This is a genomic window from Kitasatospora sp. NPDC056651 (assembly GCF_042792155.1).
Taxonomy (GTDB): Bacteria; Actinomycetota; Actinomycetes; order Streptomycetales; family Streptomycetaceae; genus Kitasatospora.
Genome location: NZ_JBHTWX010000064.1, coordinates 34,816 through 50,470, shown reverse-complemented (window position 1 = coordinate 50,470; position 15,655 = coordinate 34,816). Strand labels below are relative to the sequence as shown.

The 15,655-nt window shown below is 72.3% G+C and carries 14 protein-coding genes; 1 reads left to right on the top strand and 13 read right to left on the bottom strand.

Annotated features, from left to right (window positions below):
* Positions 1–63 precede the first annotated feature (63 nt).
* Positions 64–837, bottom strand: coding sequence for a GntR family transcriptional regulator (locus ACFRAR_RS23815; protein ID WP_380700168.1), 774 nt, complete (start codon positions 835–837; stop codon positions 64–66).
* Positions 838–1,177: 340 nt separating this feature from the next.
* Between ACFRAR_RS23815 and ACFRAR_RS23810 the strand changes: the two genes are divergently transcribed.
* Positions 1,178–1,975, top strand: a complete 798-nt coding sequence (locus tag ACFRAR_RS23810) for an exodeoxyribonuclease III (RefSeq protein ID WP_380700172.1) — start codon at positions 1,178–1,180, stop codon at positions 1,973–1,975.
* A gap of 322 nt (positions 1,976–2,297) precedes the next feature.
* On the opposite strand, the gene ACFRAR_RS23805 is transcribed toward ACFRAR_RS23810, so the two are convergent.
* From ACFRAR_RS23805 to ACFRAR_RS23750, 12 genes are all read right to left on the bottom strand, one after another.
* Entirely contained in the window at positions 2,298–2,672 is a 375-nt protein-coding gene (locus tag ACFRAR_RS23805; RefSeq protein ID WP_380700167.1) for a family 20 glycosylhydrolase, read from the bottom strand.
* A 19-nt stretch (positions 2,673–2,691) separates the two neighbouring features.
* Entirely contained in the window at positions 2,692–4,335 is a 1,644-nt protein-coding gene (locus ACFRAR_RS23800) for a DUF4127 family protein (protein ID WP_380700166.1), read from the bottom strand.
* Positions 4,335–5,033 (bottom strand): N-acetylmannosamine-6-phosphate 2-epimerase, encoded by a 699-nt coding sequence (locus ACFRAR_RS23795; RefSeq protein ID WP_380700165.1) that lies wholly within the window; start codon positions 5,031–5,033, stop codon positions 4,335–4,337. Before ACFRAR_RS23795 ends, ACFRAR_RS23800 begins: the two co-directional genes overlap by 1 nt.
* A complete protein-coding gene (locus tag ACFRAR_RS23790) occupies positions 5,030–6,082 on the bottom strand; it encodes an ROK family protein (RefSeq protein WP_380700164.1) in 1,053 nt (350 codons plus the stop codon). Before ACFRAR_RS23790 ends, ACFRAR_RS23795 begins: the two co-directional genes overlap by 4 nt.
* Complete coding sequence (locus ACFRAR_RS23785; RefSeq protein ID WP_380700163.1) at positions 6,079–6,918, bottom strand: carbohydrate ABC transporter permease; 840 nt, start codon at positions 6,916–6,918, stop codon at positions 6,079–6,081. Before ACFRAR_RS23785 ends, ACFRAR_RS23790 begins: the two co-directional genes overlap by 4 nt.
* The gene (locus ACFRAR_RS23780; protein WP_380700162.1) at positions 6,908–7,870 is read right to left on the bottom strand and encodes a carbohydrate ABC transporter permease; all 963 of its coding nucleotides are present in this window, start codon (positions 7,868–7,870) and stop codon (positions 6,908–6,910) included. The genes ACFRAR_RS23785 and ACFRAR_RS23780 overlap by 11 nt, the downstream gene beginning before the upstream one ends.
* Positions 7,871–7,872: 2 nt before the next feature.
* Complete coding sequence (locus ACFRAR_RS23775) at positions 7,873–9,156, bottom strand: ABC transporter substrate-binding protein (RefSeq protein WP_380700161.1); 1,284 nt, start codon at positions 9,154–9,156, stop codon at positions 7,873–7,875.
* 28 nt (positions 9,157–9,184) lie between these two features.
* A complete protein-coding gene (locus tag ACFRAR_RS23770) occupies positions 9,185–10,780 on the bottom strand; it encodes an FAD-dependent oxidoreductase (protein ID WP_380700171.1) in 1,596 nt (531 codons plus the stop codon).
* 5 nt (positions 10,781–10,785) lie between these two features.
* Positions 10,786–11,808 (bottom strand): LacI family DNA-binding transcriptional regulator, encoded by a 1,023-nt coding sequence (locus ACFRAR_RS23765; RefSeq protein WP_380700160.1) that lies wholly within the window; start codon positions 11,806–11,808, stop codon positions 10,786–10,788.
* A 734-nt stretch (positions 11,809–12,542) separates the two neighbouring features.
* Entirely contained in the window at positions 12,543–13,640 is a 1,098-nt protein-coding gene (locus ACFRAR_RS23760) for a class I SAM-dependent methyltransferase (RefSeq protein WP_380700159.1), read from the bottom strand.
* Positions 13,637–14,821: a glycosyltransferase gene (locus ACFRAR_RS23755; RefSeq protein ID WP_380700158.1), complete on the bottom strand. Its 1,185-nt coding sequence runs from the start codon at positions 14,819–14,821 to the stop codon at positions 13,637–13,639. The genes ACFRAR_RS23760 and ACFRAR_RS23755 overlap by 4 nt, the downstream gene beginning before the upstream one ends.
* The gene (locus ACFRAR_RS23750; protein ID WP_380700157.1) at positions 14,818–15,654 is read right to left on the bottom strand and encodes an alpha/beta fold hydrolase; all 837 of its coding nucleotides are present in this window, start codon (positions 15,652–15,654) and stop codon (positions 14,818–14,820) included. The genes ACFRAR_RS23755 and ACFRAR_RS23750 overlap by 4 nt, the downstream gene beginning before the upstream one ends.
* Between the last annotated feature and the right edge of the window lies 1 nt (position 15,655).

Sequence of the window (15,655 nt, the reverse complement as noted above, 5' to 3'; positions counted from 1 at the left end):
ACGGCAATGGCCCGGACGCCCGGTGGCGTCCGGGCCATTGCCTGAGGGTTTCCGGAAAATGGTTCAGGAGGCGGTGCGGACCTCAGCCGCCGCGCCGACCGGGGTGACCTCGACCAGTCCGGTCGAGCCGAAGGTCAGCTTGCAGGTGTCCGCCCGGTAGGTGGAGACCGCCAGGGCGACCAGTCGGCCGGCCGCGGCGTACTGCGTGGTCATGACCAGGACGGGCGCGCCGGGCGGGCGCTCCAGCAGCGCGGCCTGCTCGGCCTCGGCGACACCCAGCTCGACCGAGCGGGACTCGCCGTCCACCTCCAGGCGCTCCAGCTGGCGCAGCACCGAACGGGCGCGGTCGCTCTCGGCACGGAAGCCCGGTAGGTGCGGCAGGGTGGCGGCCGGGACGTGCAGCGACTCGGTGGCCACCGCGCGGCCCTCCACCAGGCGGACCCGGCGCACGGTGTGCACGGTGGCGCCCTCGGCGATGCCCAGGTTCTTCGCCAGCTGCTCGGCGGCGGGGGCGGTGGTGCAGTCGACCGTCCGCCAGGCGTGGCTGCGCGCGGCGCCGGGCCAGCCCTCCTCCTGCCGGTTGACCGGGACGCCGACCCGCGGGGCGGCGATCAGGGTGCCGATCCCCCGGCGACGGACCAGGCGGCCCTCCAGCTCCAGCTGGTCGAGCGCCTGCCGCAGCGTCGCCCGCGCCACGCCGAAGCGGGCCGAGAGCTCGCGCTCGTTGGGCAGCACCTGACCGGTGGAGAACTCCGAGTCGATGGCGCGCAGCAGCACCGTGCGCAGGTGCCAGTACTTCGGCTCCGGTACCGCCGAGAGCTGTCCTGTCGTCCCCACCGTGTCCTCCACCGCTGTTGTCGGCCCTGTGACAAGGAGGGCGGATCCCGGGTCCACGGTCCGTTGTTACGGCAGGTGGAGAGCGGGCCTTTATCCGTCCTTCTTTATTAAAGGTCCTTGCAGTAAGTGACCCTAGGTGCTCCGTCCGGAGATGGTCAAGACCAATGGCGCGGCCGGACCGGACCGGCGCGGATTTTCATGCCGCGTTCACGCCACTTCCTGTCAGCCGCTGTCACCATCCGGCCCGGACGCCCTTCCGCATCCGGCCCGGGCGGCCTTCCGCCGCGCGTCACGATTCGGGTCGGGTACGGCCAGTCGGTAGGCTGCCCGGGTGATCGTGGTGACGAGTGTGAACGTGAACGGAATCCGGGCGGCGGCCAAGAAGGGCTTCGTCGAATGGCTGGCCGGCACCGAGGCGGACGTGGTCTGCCTCCAGGAGGTGCGCTCCGAACCCGAGCAGCTGCCCGTCGAACTGCGCGACCTCGACGGCTGGCACGCGGTCTGGGCCCCCGCCGCCACCAAGGGCCGGGCCGGCGTCGCGGTGCTCTCCCGCGAGGAGCCGCAGCGCACCGTGATCGGCTTCGAGTCGGCGGAATTCGACAATTCGGGCAGGTACGTCGAAATCGACCTGCCGGGACTGACCATCGCCAGCCTCTACCTCCCCTCCGGCGAGGTGGGCACCGAGCGCCAGGACGAGAAGGAGCGCTTCATGGCGGAATTCCTCGTCCACCTCACCGCCCTGCGCACCCGCGCCGAGGCCGACGGGCGCGAGGTCGTGGTCTGCGGCGACTGGAACATCGCCCACCGCCCCGAGGACCTCAAGAACTGGAAGGCCAACCAGAAGTCCGCCGGCTTCCTCCCCGAGGAGCGCGCCTGGCTCTCCCGCGTCTACGACGAGGCCGGCTACGTCGACGTCGTCCGCGCCCTCCACCCCGACCGCACCGGCCCCTACTCCTGGTGGTCCTACCGCGGCCGCGCCTTCGACAACGACTCCGGCTGGAGGATCGACCTCCAGGTCGCCACCCCGGGCCTCGCCGCCCGCGCCACCGACGGCCGGGTGGAGCGCGCCGACACCCACGCGGAGCGCTGGTCGGACCACGCGCCGGTCACCGTCAAGTTCGACGTCAGCCTTGACTGACCGCCAGACTTACGCGGTTGACGGTCCACCAGGCCGTTGACCCCAGGCCGGCCACGTACGACCGGTTCACCGATCTCCCGGAGAGCCGGGCGGCCCACGCGGCAGCGATCCGCGGGCAGTCACCTTCTTGCCCGTACGGCCGCCCGCCCGCGCGCAGGGCGCGGTCCCGTCGCTCCGGAGTACGTCCGGAGCGACGGGACCTTGCGGCGTCCAGGCCAGGAGGGCTCAGGTCGGTGGCCGCGGCGATGCCCGGCAGCCATGTCCAGCAGCGATGACCGGGTCACCACGTCACCTGGTCGGCAGAAGCCACCCCGTCACCGGGTCACCCCCACGGCACCTCCACCGATCGGTGGTACTGCCACCCACGCCCTGACCATCGCGGCGCGTGCGTGGCAAGCCGTACCCGGTATTCCTCCCATCCCCGCCCGTCGACCGGCGACCACCCGATCTCCGCGACGCCGGGGACGTAGGTGACCGGGTCCCAGGTGTAGCCGTCCTGGACGTCGGTGTGGCCGGCCCAGTCGTGCCCGATCGGCGTGTTGGCGTCGTACTTCATGTCGAAGTACGCCTTCTTGCTGGGCGAGAGGACGAGCTTGGCGCCCTGGGCCAGCGCACCCTGGGCCTTTGCGGCGTTGGCCCGGAACTGGACGACGGTGCCGGGGGTGAGGATGCTGCGGCGGCGGGGGCTGTGCCGCATCGCTCGCACTCCTCTCCTCTCAGGCCAGGGTGAGGTGGGGTTCGAGCGTCACCTCGAAGAGGCGGTCCCAGGGCAGTTCGATATGGATGTCACTGACGGCGGCGAGCTTGGCGGTGCGGGTGGTCGCGCCGCGGCGGCCGAGGAGGAGGTGGTGGCCGGCGAAGTGGTCGGTGAAGTACTGGCGGGTCACCGGGGCGAGGCGGTCTTGGACCCAGCCGTCGAAGACGGCCTTCTGCTCGGCCGTCAGGTTCAACGGGTTCCACCCCTTGGACCTGGCCTCCGCGTAGGCGGCCTTCTGGATGACGTTCTTCCAGTGGTCGTCCTTGACGAACCGGTAGAGCAGGTACTCCGCGTGCGCCCGGCCCGGCCCGGTCAGCGCCGGTACCCCCAGTCCGCTGGTCGAGCGCTTCAGGAAGGCCCAGCGAGCGGTGCCATGGGCCAGGGCCAGACCGAGGGCGTTGCCGCCGGTGTTCCAGCCGGAGTACGACAGCAGCGCGGCCAGGTCGACGCGCTGTTCCAGCTCGGCCACCAGGTCGTGGTCGGCGCGGTTGACGAAGATCGGGTCCACCACGACGACCGACTCCCCGGCCGCCGTCAGCCCGGCGACCCGGCGGGCGAACGCGGCGAGGTCGGCCGCCCGCTGGTCCTTGTTCGCCGAAGGGGTGTTGACCATGAGCACCAGGTCGGCGCGGCCGTTGACGACGGTGCCGCCGACGGACTTCACGTGCCGGCGGATGTTCTCCGCGAACGGGATGCCCTCGAGTTCCGCCGTCCACTGCTCGCCGGAAGTCCCGGCGTACTCCACCCGGTAGGTGGGCGAGGTGCCCGCGGCGATCAGCCGGGCGACCAGCAGCGCATCGACCTCGTCCGCGCCGGGGAAGACCTCGACCCGCAGGCCGACCCCCAACCGCTCGACCAGCTTCTCGAGCTCGACGCGTTCGGCCCGGGCCAGGCCCACCGGGGCGGTGTCGTCCTCGGAGAGCACCAGATGACTGATGGTGCCGTCCGCGACCCACTCGACCATCTGCCGGTTGACCTCGTGGTTGCGGGCCCGCGCCTTCAGGTAGTCGTCGACCACCGCGTCCGGGATGGTGGCCCGCACTGCCGTGAGCCGGGGCCGCAGCTCTTCCCGGCCGAGGTTCTCCACCTGGTCGTACAGCTTGGCCCACTCGACCAGCGCGGCCACGTACTGTTCGAGGTCGGGGTTGCCGGGGGTCAACGCGAGGCGCTGGATGGTGTCGTGGACCACGATCTGCGCGCTCGGCCGGGCCGCCCGCAGTGCCCGGATCGCCGCGACGTTGGCCCGCGCCGACTCAAGAGTGGGCGTGCCCGTGCGGGAGGCGATCAGGCCGCCGTAGGCGAGCATGCTCACCGAGATCACGTACTCGTCCGCGCCGACCGAGCCCAGCCAGCGGGCGACGGCCGCGCCGTCCCCGGGCTGGAAGAAGCGGCCGAGGGTCTTGCGCGGCGGCAGTACGAGGTCGACGCCGGCGACGGCGGCGGTCATGGTCGGGCAGTAGACGTTGACGGGCCGGTCGTCGAGCGGGACGAGGGCGATCCGGCGGCTCGGACGTGGGGCCGCGCCGGCCGCCTGCGGGGTGAGGCCCAGCAGCGGGGCGGCCAGGACGGTGGCTCCGGCGGTGAGGACCGTGCGTCTTCTCATCAGGGGTGCACTCCGTTCGCGTCGGTGTGAGCGGGAACTGACCGGGCCAGCTCCCTGGTCAGGTACAGGGGTGAGGTGATGGCGTTGCCCACCACCACGGCGTGTGCCCCGGCGGCGTAGGCGCGTCGCAGGTCGTCCGCTGTGCGGTAGCGGCCTTCGGCGATCACCGGAACGGACAGCCGCGTGACCAGACGTTCCAGCAGGCCGAGGTCGGGCCCCGGGGTCTTCGGGGTGTGCGAGGTGTAGCCGGAGAGCGTGGTGGCGACGGCGTCGGCGCCCGCGTCGGCCGCGGCCTGTCCCTCCGCCTCGGTGGACACGTCCGCCAGGACGAGGACGCCGGCGGCGTGCGCGGCGGCGACGACGGCCGCGAACGGCTCGGGCCGCGGACGGTCGGTGGCGTCGATGGCGACCAGGTGCGCCCCGGCCTGCGCGACGGCTCGGGCGTGCCTGCCGGTCGGCGTGATCACGACCGGCCCGGGGCCGTCCTTCCACAGGCCGATGACCGGCACGTCCACCGCCGCCCGCACGGCGGCGATGTCCTCGGGGGCGTTGGCGCGGATGCCGGCCGCGCCGCCGAGGACCGCGGCGGCGGCGACCCTTGCCTGCACGGATGCGTCGCGCATCGGGTCGGCGGGTTCGTCCGGCAGCGGCTGGCAGGAGACCACCAGGCCGCCGCGGAGGGTGTCGAGAACGTTCACTGGGGCTCCGTTTCGGTGGTGCGCGGGAAGGTGACCGGCCGCGGCCGGCCGCCGGGTTCGGCCGGACCGGGATCGACGGACCCGGGATCGACCTGCCCAGGACCGGCAGGCCCCGGACCGGCAGGCCCCGGACCGGACGGCCCCGGACCGGACGGCAGGCACATGGCTCGCCGGATCATCGCCGCCCGGGCCGCGCCGACGGCGACCGCCGCGTCACCGAGCGCGGCCGGGACCAGCGACACGTCGGCGTGGACCGGCAGCCGCTCGGCGGCGTACGCGCTCCGGGCGTACGGCAGCAGCGCCCTGCCGGCGCCTCCGGCCACCACCACCGTCTGCGGATCGAGCAGCGCCACCAGACCCGCGAGGGCCCGGCCGAGGGCGTGGCCGGCGGTGGCGAGGACCTCCACGGCGGCCGGGTCGCCGGCGGCGCAGCGGGCGGCGACCTCACGGCCGGTGACGTCCGCCCCGGTGCGCAGCCGATAGGCGCGGGCGAGACCGGTGCCGGAGGCCACGCCCTCCAGGTGCCCGGTGCGCCCGCAGCCGCAGGTCAGCTTGTCGGCGTCCGGCGCCGGAAGATGAGCCGTCTCTCCGGCGCCGCCGCGCGCCCCGTGGTCGACGGCGCCGCCGCGGACCAGGCCGCCGCCGAGGCCGGTGCCGACCGCGACCAGCAGCACATGTGCGTGGCCGCGGGCGGCCCCGGCCCAGCTCTCGCCGAGGGCGGCGGCGTTGACGTCGTTGTCCACCACGACGGGCCGGCCGATGCGCTGGGCCAGCGCATCGGCCACCGGCGTCCCGGCCCAGCCGGGCAGGGAGTCGGTGGCGTACCGGACGACGCCGGTGGCCGGGTCGATGAGACCCGCGGCGCCGACGCCGACCGGACCGGCGCCGCCGAGGCGCCGGGCCAGGTCGGCGGCGGTCCGCAGCACCGCGTCCGGGCCCTGCGCGGCCGGGGTGTCGGCTCGCGCCTGGTCGAGCACGGCGCCGTCGGGTCCGACGAGGGCGGCCAGCGTCTTGGTGCCGCCGATGTCGATGCCGAGTGTGGCGTTCACTTCAGCCCCGTATGGGCGAGGCCCTCGATGAACTGCTTCTGGGCGATGACGAACACGATCAGCACCGGGACGGCGGTCAGCGACGCCGCGGCGAGCTGGACGTTCCACATGGCCCCGCCGTAGGAGTCCACGTACTGGGTGAGCGCCTGCGGCAGGGTGAAGTTCTCCGGCGAGGAGAGGTACACCACCGGTTCCAGGTAGAGGTTCCAGCTCTGCAGGAAGGTGAAGATCCCGACGGCGCCGAGCGCCGGCCTGGCCAGCGGCAGGGCGATCCGCCAGAACGTGCCGAAGTAGCCGACGCCGTCGATCCGGGCGGCCTCCTCCAGTTCACTGGGCAGGCTGATGAAGAACTGCCGCATGATGAACGTGGCCATGACGCTCGGCGCGCCGAAGATCGGCACCAGGATCAGCGGCCAGTGGGTGTTGATCAGGCCGAGGTCGTTGAACATCTGGAAGAGCGGGACGATGGTGACCTCGCTCGGGATGAGCAGGCCCACCAGCACCACCAGGAACAGCGCGTTCTGGCCACGGAACCTGATGCGGGCGAAGGCGTACCCGGCGAGCGAGGACACGATCATCGTCCCCACCGTCACCAGCACGGCGATGTAGATGCTGTTGACGTACTGCTGGACGAACGGGCGCCCGTCGAAGACGTCCCGGTAGGCCGAGACCGTCGGGTTGGTCGGGAAGAGCTTCGGCGGGTAGGAGAAGATGTCGCTGATGGGCTTGAACGACGACGTCACCATCCACCAGGTCGGGAAGACGAAGGGGATCGCGAGCACGCAGAGCAGGCCGTACAGGGCGACTCGGGTGCGCGGCGGGATTCTACGATTCATGGAAGACCCACCTCTTGCGCATCTGCCACTGCAGCACGGTGAGCGCCAGCACGATCAGCAGCAGCAGGATGGACAGGGTCGCGCCGTAGCCGAAGTGATGGAACTGGAAGGCCTGCTGGTAGAGGTAGTAGACGAGCACGGTGGTGGACAGCTTCGGGCCGCCCTGGGTGAGCACCGCGATCTGCGCGAACACCTGGAGCGAACCCACGATGGTGATCACCGACGTCAGCAGGATCGTCGGGCTGATCAGCGGCAGGGTGACGGACCGGAACCGGATCCACGCGCCGGCCCCGTCGACCCGGGCCGCCTCGTACAGCTCCTTGGGCACGCCCTGGAGCGCGGCCAGGAACAGCACCATGTTCAGACCGACGTTCTTGAACACCTGCACGACGATGACCGAGAGCATGGCGGTGCCCTCGCCGCGCAGCCAGTTGGGTCCGTCGATGCCGACGGTGCGCAGCAGGCCGTTGATGCCGCCGTTGGCCTGGAGCAGGAAGCCCCACACGATGGTCCAGGCGACCAGCGACACCACGACGGGAGAGAAGAACAGCGTGCGGAACACCGTCATTCCGCGCAGCTTCTGGTTGAGCAGGACGGCGAGCAGGAGGGCCAGGGAGAGGTTGAGCACCACCAGGCCGACCGAGAACAGGGCCGTGGACTTCAGTACCTGGGGCAGGTTGGCGTCGTCCAGCAGCTGGGTGTAGTTGTCGCCGCCCGTGTAGTGGAAGTCGCCGGCCAGCACGTTCCACTCGTACAGGCTGTACCGGACGACCAGGGCGATGGGCAGCAGCACGAATACGGCGCTGCCGAGGAGTTGGGGCGAGATGAACGCGAGGCCGGCGAGCTGGTCGCGTCGGCGCCGGGTCCAGAACGGACGTCGCGGCGGCTGCCCCGCGGTGGCGGACCCGCTCTTGGGCGGGTCTGCCACCGCTGTTCGCGGGGAGACGGACATGGTCACTTCCCCAGCAGCGGGGAGATGTTCTTGCACAGGTCGCCGAGAACGCCCTTGACGTCGGCGTTCGGCGTCCACAGCGGGTCCAGTCCGGCGCGGACCCGCTGGGCGAGTTCGGCCTGGCCGGCGTGGCCCGGCTTGACCACACCCTTCTTGACTCCGTTGACGACCACGCTTTCGAGCTGGTCGTTCTTCAGCAGCGGGTTGGTCTTGGCCAGGTTCTCCGCGGTGAGCTGGGATTCCCGGGGCGGCGGGAAGTAGGCGGCGAGCTTGGCGGAGTTCTGCGGGTTGGTGAAGTAGGCGAGGAAGTCCTTGGCCTCCTTGGTGTGGCCGCCCCGCTTGACCACGCCGATGCCGGCCTGGCCGATCACCGAGTAGTCGCCGCCCGGTCCGGCCGGCAGCGGCACCAGGTCCCACTCGAACTTGGCGCCGTTCAGCAGAGCCGCCCGGCTGATCTGGGTGATGGTCATCGCCGCGTCGCCGGTGAAGAAGTCGGCGGACTCGCCGGGGCCCGGCATCGCCTTGTCCTGGAAGATCCCCTTGTGCAGGGCGGTCATCGCGTCGACCATCGGCTGGCTGTCGAAGGTGCAGGTCTTGCCGTCGGCACTCCAGGGCTCGGCCTTCCAGCCGCCCCAGAAGGTGGCCGCGTTGCCCCATTCCTTGTACTCGAAGTCACGGATCACCACGCCGGCCTTGCCGGTGGAGCGGTGCACCTCGGCGCCCTCGGCGAGCACGGTCGACCAGTCCCACTTGCCCGCCTTGACGAGCTCGTCCGGGGTCTGCTGGCCGGCCTCCTTCAGCAGGTCGTGGTTGACGAAGACACCGAACGGCGAGGTGGAGAACGGGTACGCGTACAGCTTGTCGTCGTGCTTCCAGAGCTTGGTGGTGCTCGGGATCAGGTCGTCGTACTGGTAGCCGCTGGTCTGCTTCAGGGTGTCGTCGAGCGGCACCAGGGCCCCGGAGCTGACGAAGTCGGCCGCGTCCGTCTCGAAGACCCACGCGAGGTCGGGGGCGTTGCCGCCGGTCATCTGGGTGGTGAGCGCCGTGCTGTAGCTCTCGAACGGCAGCGGGTCGAACTTGATGTCCTTGACCTCGGGGTGGGCCGCCATGTACTCGGCGGCGATCTCGTTGAAGAGCGTCAGGTGCGGCTTGTTGGAGGTCCAGACCGTCATCCGCAGGCTCACCGGACCCTTCTCGCCCTCCGAGCCCTCTCCACCGCACGCGGCCAGGACCAGCGTGGCGGACATCGCGGCGGCGACCGTGGCCAGCCCTCTTCGAATCGACATGGTGTTCTCCTCGGGGGTGCGTGGGGGCCTAGTAGCCCGTGATGTCGGGCCAGCGCAGTTCGACGCCGGCCGCGGTGAGCTGGTCCTGGAAGGCCGAGAGCAGCTCGGGGGTCTCCCGGACCGCACGGGGGCGGGTGCCGTGAGCGAGGCAGAAGGCGGCGAGCGCGCCGGCGGCCTCCCCGATGTTCCACTCGACCGGGTGGACCCGGTAGGCGCCGTTGGTGATGTGGGTGGTGCCGATGTTCTTGCCGGCGGGCAGGAGGTTCTCGACCCTCTGCGGGAGAAGCGCGCCCAGCGGGATCTCGAACGGGCTGCAGCCGACGTCGATGTAGTTGTCGCCGCCCGTCGAGGGGTGCAGGTCGATCCGGTACATGCCCAGGCCGACGGAGTCCGGGTAGCGCACGGCGCCCCGCTCCCCGCGGACGGCGAGCGAGAGGTCCTGCTCGACGACGGTGTAGTCGGCCTTGATCCGGCGCGCCTCGCGGATGTACGGGGCCTGGGCCAGGCCGTCGGTGCCGCCGGTGATGTCGCCGCGCAGCCGCAGCCCCGGGAATCCGGTGCCGCCGTCCGGGCGGGGCGCCTCGGTCTGCATCCAGTACAGGAAGGCGAAGCTCAGCTCCCTGGCCCGGCGCAGGTGGTCGGCGGCGTCGGGGACGTCGAGGACCGGGCCTTCGAGGTAGTCGATCATCGGCCAGTTGACCAGGGTGATGTCGCTGGGGTAAGCGCCGTCGGTGAAGGTGCGCCGGGCGGCGATCCGGCGGAACGTCCACAGGTTGGCGTTGCCGGGATTGACGCGCTGGTCGGCGTTGACCGCCAGCGGGTCGTCGTCGGGGTTGGGGCTGAAGTCGTGCCCGACGCGCTCCAGCGTCCTGGGGTGCGGGTACTGCCAGGACAGCAGCGGTCCGCCCCACACGTCGGGCTGGTAGGACCGCCAGAAGTCGTAGTCCGCGGGCTTGTCGATGGTGTGGTCGCCGTCGACGTGGTCCATGGCGAAGCACACCGATACGGCCTGCATGTTCAGCGGCTGGGCGACCTGCGGGGCGTTCGGCTCGCCGGTGTCGGCGGCGGACTCGAAGCCGGTGACGTACTCGGTGCCGGTGAGCGGCAGCAGGTCGCCGGTCTCGGTGGCGTCCAGCACGTAGGAGGCGGTGGCGTGGACCTTCTCGCCGGTGTCGCGGTGAGTCAGGGTCACGGCGGTCACCCGGTCGCCGTCGGTGTCGGCGGAGGTCGGCCGGTACGGCTGGAGGACGGTGAGCCGCCCGCTGGCACGGTAGGGCGCGAGCATCGCCGAGATGACCGCCACCGCGACCCGCGGTTCGTGGCAGAGCTTGCTCACCCAGCCGCCGCCGGGATTCAGTTCGAGGCGGGCCCTGGCCCGTTCGGTGAGCGGGTAGTGCCGGCGGTAGTAGTCGCGAATGCCGTCGCGCAGGGCCCGGTAGCTTGCCGTGACGCCGAATTGCTCCACCCAGGAGTGCTCGTCCGGCGGGACCGCCTGGCTGGTGAGCTGCCCTCCGATCCAGTCGAACTCCTCGGTCAGCACCACGGTCCGGCCGGCGCGGGCGGCGGCGAGCGCCGCGGCGACGCCGCCCAGCCCTCCGCCGACCACCAGCACGTCGCTGCGTATCTCGGTCAAGAACTGTCCTTTCTCGGTTCGCCGAGGGTCTGCCCCTCGACGAAGTGGCACGGCAGGAGCCGCTGGAGCGTGGTGGTCGGCCCGTCTTCCAGTAAGGCGGCGAGGAGTTCCACCGACTGCCAGCCCATCTCCCGGCGCGGAATGCGAAAGCCGGTGCTCGCGATGTCGGCGTCCGCCGACTCGGCCGGTACGCCGGTCACCACGACCGACAGGTCACCGGGCACGTCGACGCCGCGTTCCCGGGCCGCCCGGATCAGCGCGACCCCGTCGGCGTGGCCCTCGACCACGGCGACGGTCACCCCGGCGGCAAGCAGCGCGTCCAGGGTCTCCCCCGGGGATCGGCCCGCCGTCCGCTCGTGCCGGCCGCTGCCTCGGGTGCCGGCGCGGAACCCGGTCATCCGGTCGTCGGCGGACTCCGCTCCCTCCCCCGCCCCGACGTAGGCGAACTCCCGGTGCCCGAGCTCCCGGGCCCGCTCGACCAGCTTCCGGGTGGCGGCGGCGTAGTCCGCCCCCACGCAGGGCACCGGGCCACCCGCGTCGTCGCGTCGGCCGACGGCCACGAACGGGTAGCTCTCGCGATTCAGCCGGGCCAGTTCGTCGTCCGGGATGTCCCGGCCGAGCAGGATGCAGCCGTCGGCGATCCGCAGCCGGTTGTTCTCGTGGAACACCTTGCGCCGCCCGTCGATGACCGGAGCGCTGGTGAACAGCAGCAGGTCGCACCTGAGCTGCTCGGCACACTCCTCGATGCCACGCAGGAAGGGGTAGTAGAAGTCGGCGCTGGTGCTCGGGAACACCGATTCGTAGGTGAATACGCCGATGATCTGATTGTGCTGACGCACCATGCGGCGGGCCACGGGGTCGGCCGCGTACCCGGTCTCCTTGATCACGTCGAGGACGCGCTGCCTGGTCTCGGGAGCGATGCGGGTCGTCGCGTCGGTCCTCTTGTTCAGCACGAGCGAGACCACCGCCTGGCTTACGCCGGCGAGGCGAGCGATGTCACGCTGCGTGATCCTTGACACGGGGGAACTCCTCCGGTGGCTATGGCGCCATCGCTGATAATACGTATTATCAGCGCGATGATCAGTGACGCTACTCGGGCCGTTAACGCGGTGTCAACGGTCCTGATGGGTTTTTGCAGGGATCTTGAAAATTCAGGGCAGGCGGCTGATATGTCGGAACAACAACCGATTTGCTCTATCGCCGCGTTCCCGAGGCGGCAAGCGTCCGTTCATTCGTTGTCCGGCGGGGCGACACCCGGGCTCCGGCAACCTCTCCTGAGCCCATGCACCGACTACCGACTGTCAGCCACCAAGGCCGCCGGTTCACCGCACTCCCCCGCCGCGCACACGTCCGGCAGCTCCGCTTCCACGACGCGGGGCACTCGACCGCGGCCCTCCTCCTGAAACGGGGCGTCGAACTCGTCGTCAGCAAGGAACTCCTCGACCGGACAACAGAACCGCCGTCTTCCGCGGAGAGGCGCCATCCCTGACATCGTGGTGACGGAGGATCAGGTCGACCGGACCTCGGCCCGCGACCACGCCATGGTGGGCGGGCCCGACATCGTCACCGTTCCTCGCCGGCCCCGAGAACGAGCCGCTCCACGCCGGAGCACCCGCGCCACTTCATGCGGGCCGCGCGGCTTGCGTCCACTTCTGGCATTCCTGGCGCGCACTGCTCCGAACCGCACTGCTCCGAACCGCGCCGACCCGCACCCCGGCAGCCGGGGCTCCGAGGGCCTGACGGAGGCCCCCGATCACTTCCGGCGGGCCAGCAGCCGGTAGGCGTTCGACAGGCCGGTACGGCCGGCGGACCGGGCGGCCAGCCGGTCGAGCAGCGCCGCGAGCAGCAGGACGGGCGCACCGGCCAGGAACACCGCCCCGCGCAGCGCCCGCCGCAGCCGTCCCGGCGGGTCGCCCGGCAGCCAGGGCGCGTCCTCGCGCGGCGCGCCCGCGTCCAGCAGCAGCCAGCAGGCGGCCAGCAGGTCCACCGGGTCGTGCGGTTCGCCGTGCTGCTCCAGCACGACGGTGAAGCCGAGTTCGCCGAGCCGGCGGCGCAGGTTGGCGGCCGGCATCAGGTTCAGGTGCTGCGGCTGGAGCCAGGGCAGCCACCAGCGGCCCAGCAGGCGGGCGTAGCGGCTCTGCGGGTCCGGGACCTCGATCAGCAGCAGCCCGCCGGGGCGCAGCACCTGGCGGGCGGCGGCCAGCTCGCGGACCGGGTCGGTGCTGTGCTCCAGGTAGTGGAACATGCTCACCACCTCGTACCGGTCGGCCAGCCCGGGTGCGAGATCGGGCAGGGAGCCCCGGAAGCCGTGCGCCAACCGACCGTTCCGTTCCGCGAGTTCGGCGCCCTCGCTGAGGTCCAGGCCGTCGAAGGCGGTGTCGGGGAAGACCTCGCGGGCGGTCTCGCAGAAGTGGCCGTGCCCGGTGCCGACGTCGAGCCAGCTGCCGGGCGCGGCGGCGAAGGGAGCCACCGAGCGGGCGCGGTCGCGGTAGGCCGCGGTGCGGGTGCCGAAGACCCCGCCGAGCCGCTGCTCGCCCAGGCCGTCGTAGAAGTCGCGGTAGTAGAACTCCAGCCCCTCGCTGGTCAGTCGGGGGTTCTGGAAGACGTGCGCGCAGTCCTGGCACTCGTCCAGGACGAACCGGCCCGGCTTGTGCTGCAACAGGTCGGTGGTGCGCAGCCGGACCCGCAGCCGCTCGGAGCCGCACCACGGGCAGTCGGCGCGCCGCGGTTCGAAGAACCGCTCGGTGCCGTCGGCCAGTTCGGCCCGGTAGGCGGGTCGGCGGGCGGCGACCTGGCGGGCGCGGAGCGCCGCCTTGCCGGCCGTGGCCGGGGCTGGGTCGGTGGTGGTCACGGGACCCTCCTGTCGGACAGGGCTTCGAGGTGGTCGGCGGCCCGGGCGGCGCCGCCGGCCGCGCGGAAGGAGGCGCCGACCCGGCGTGCTGCGGCCCGATGGGCCGGGTCGTCGAGGACGGCGTCCACGGCCTGGCCGAGCCGGGCCGCGCTGGTGCGGCCGAACCGCACCCGGACTCCCGCCCCGGCCGCCACCACCTGCCCGGCCACCACCGGCTGGTCGTCGCGGATCGGGGCGACCACCAGCGGGACGCCGTGCCAGAGGGCCTCACAGACCGTGTTGTGCCCGGCGTGGCAGACCACGGCGGCGGCGCGCTCCAGCAGTTCCAGCTGCGGCACCGAGGGCAGGACCAGGACGTCCCGGTCCGGCGCCGGGGCGCCCAGGACCGCGCCGGGGTCGACGATCACGGCCTGCAGCCGCCCGGCGCGGGCGCGCAGCGCCTCCTGACAGGCCGTCAGGAATGCCCTTCCGATGTCGGTGTTGGCGGTGCCGAGGGTGACCAGCACCGTCTCGCGGTCCGGGTCCAGCCACTGCCACGGGAAGGCCGGCCCCGTGCGGCGGGCCGCCAGGGCCGGGCCGACGCAGCGGATCGGTCCGGCCGCGACGGCGGGCGACCCGGTCAGCTCGGGGGTGGTGAAAGCGAGGGTCAGGTGCGGGGAGAAGCGAGGGTCGCCGGTGCGCTCCGGGTCGCCGATCCGCCCCCGTAGGCCGGCCAGCAGGCCGGAGATCCAGGCGTCCACCAGCGGCATGCCGTCCAGCGCTCCGGTGAACTCCGCCGAAGTGGTCGCACTGGTGGCCCACGGCAGGCCGAGCCGCTCGGCCACCAGCGCACCGGCCACCGCCTGCTGGTCCACCACCAGCACGTCCGGCCGGAACTGCCGCACCGCCGCCGCCACGCCGGGGGCCATCGCCTCGGCGAGCGGGACCAGGAAGTCCTCCCAGAGGAACTTCAGTGCCGCCGGGCCGCGCAGCTCCGGCGGCCGCTGCGCCGTGCCGCCGGGGCCGAACTCGGGTACGCCGCACGGGAAGACCAACGCCTCCGGCCCCGCGAGCGGGCCGAGCACCTCGGGCAGGCCGGCCCAGGCGGTCGGGTGTCCGCGCGCGGCCAGTTCGGCGGCGACGCCCACGGCCGGGTTGATGTGGCCGACCAGGGGCGGGACGACGAACAGGTACCCGGTCACCGGACGCTCCACTCGGCCTCGCGCTGTGGAACGCCCTCGCGCAGCCGGGCGCCGTGCTCGCGCAGCCAGGACAGCGTGAGCTCGCGGACGGCCTCGGGGGCCTCGACCAGGACGGAGTGCTCCTGGCCGGGGACGAAGGTGCTCCGGCAGTCCGCCAGCAGCCCGTCCAGCCAGGCGGCCTGGGGTGCGAGGTCGGACTCCGTCCCGTAGACGGCCAGCACCGGGCAGCGGATCGCGCGCAGCTCGGCCTCGGTGGGCAGCAGGCTGGCGGGGATGTCCCGGGCCAGCGAGGTGTCGGCCAGCAGGGCGCCGGCCGAGCGGGCCAGCCTGGCCGTGTGCGAGCCCCGGTGCCGGGCGACCCAGGCCAGCGCCTCCTCCTCCACCAGGTGGTGTTCGGCCTTCCGCAGGATGCCGTCCAGCTTCACCGACCAGGCGCGGGAGGCCGGTTCGGACTCGATCGCCAGGATGCCCGCGACCTGCGCCGGGCGCCGGGTGGCGAGGCCGAACGCCACTGTGCCGCCGAAGGAGTTGCCGACCAGTCGGACCGGGCCGGTCACGTCCAGCCGGTCCAGCAGCGCCTCCAGGTCGTCGACGAAGTGCTCCAGGCGGTAGCCGGACGGCGGCCGGGCGGTGCGGCCGTGGCCGCGGTGGTCGTACATCAGCACGTCCAGCCCGGCGGCGGCCAGCGCGGGGGCGAGGGTGAAGTAGTAGCTGGCGAGGCTGTCGGTGAGCAGCCCGTGCAGCAGGACGACGGTCGCGGCGGGCGGGCGGCCGTCCTGCGGGCCGAGCCGCTGCACGTGGCAGCGGAGCCCGTCGAGGTCCAGGAAGACCATC

Coding starts and splice junctions, on each gene's coding strand:
- ACFRAR_RS23805 (WP_380700167.1), bottom strand. CDS start 2,672: ATGCGGCACAGCCCCCGCCGCCGCAGCATCCTCACCCCCGGCACCGTC.
- ACFRAR_RS23800 (WP_380700166.1), bottom strand. CDS start 4,335: ATGAGAAGACGCACGGTCCTCACCGCCGGAGCCACCGTCCTGGCCGCC.
- ACFRAR_RS23785 (WP_380700163.1), bottom strand. CDS start 6,918: ATGAATCGTAGAATCCCGCCGCGCACCCGAGTCGCCCTGTACGGCCTG.
- ACFRAR_RS23780 (WP_380700162.1), bottom strand. CDS start 7,870: ATGTCCGTCTCCCCGCGAACAGCGGTGGCAGACCCGCCCAAGAGCGGG.
- ACFRAR_RS23775 (WP_380700161.1), bottom strand. CDS start 9,156: ATGTCGATTCGAAGAGGGCTGGCCACGGTCGCCGCCGCGATGTCCGCC.
- ACFRAR_RS23750 (WP_380700157.1), bottom strand. CDS start 15,654: ATGGTCTTCCTGGACCTCGACGGGCTCCGCTGCCACGTGCAGCGGCTC.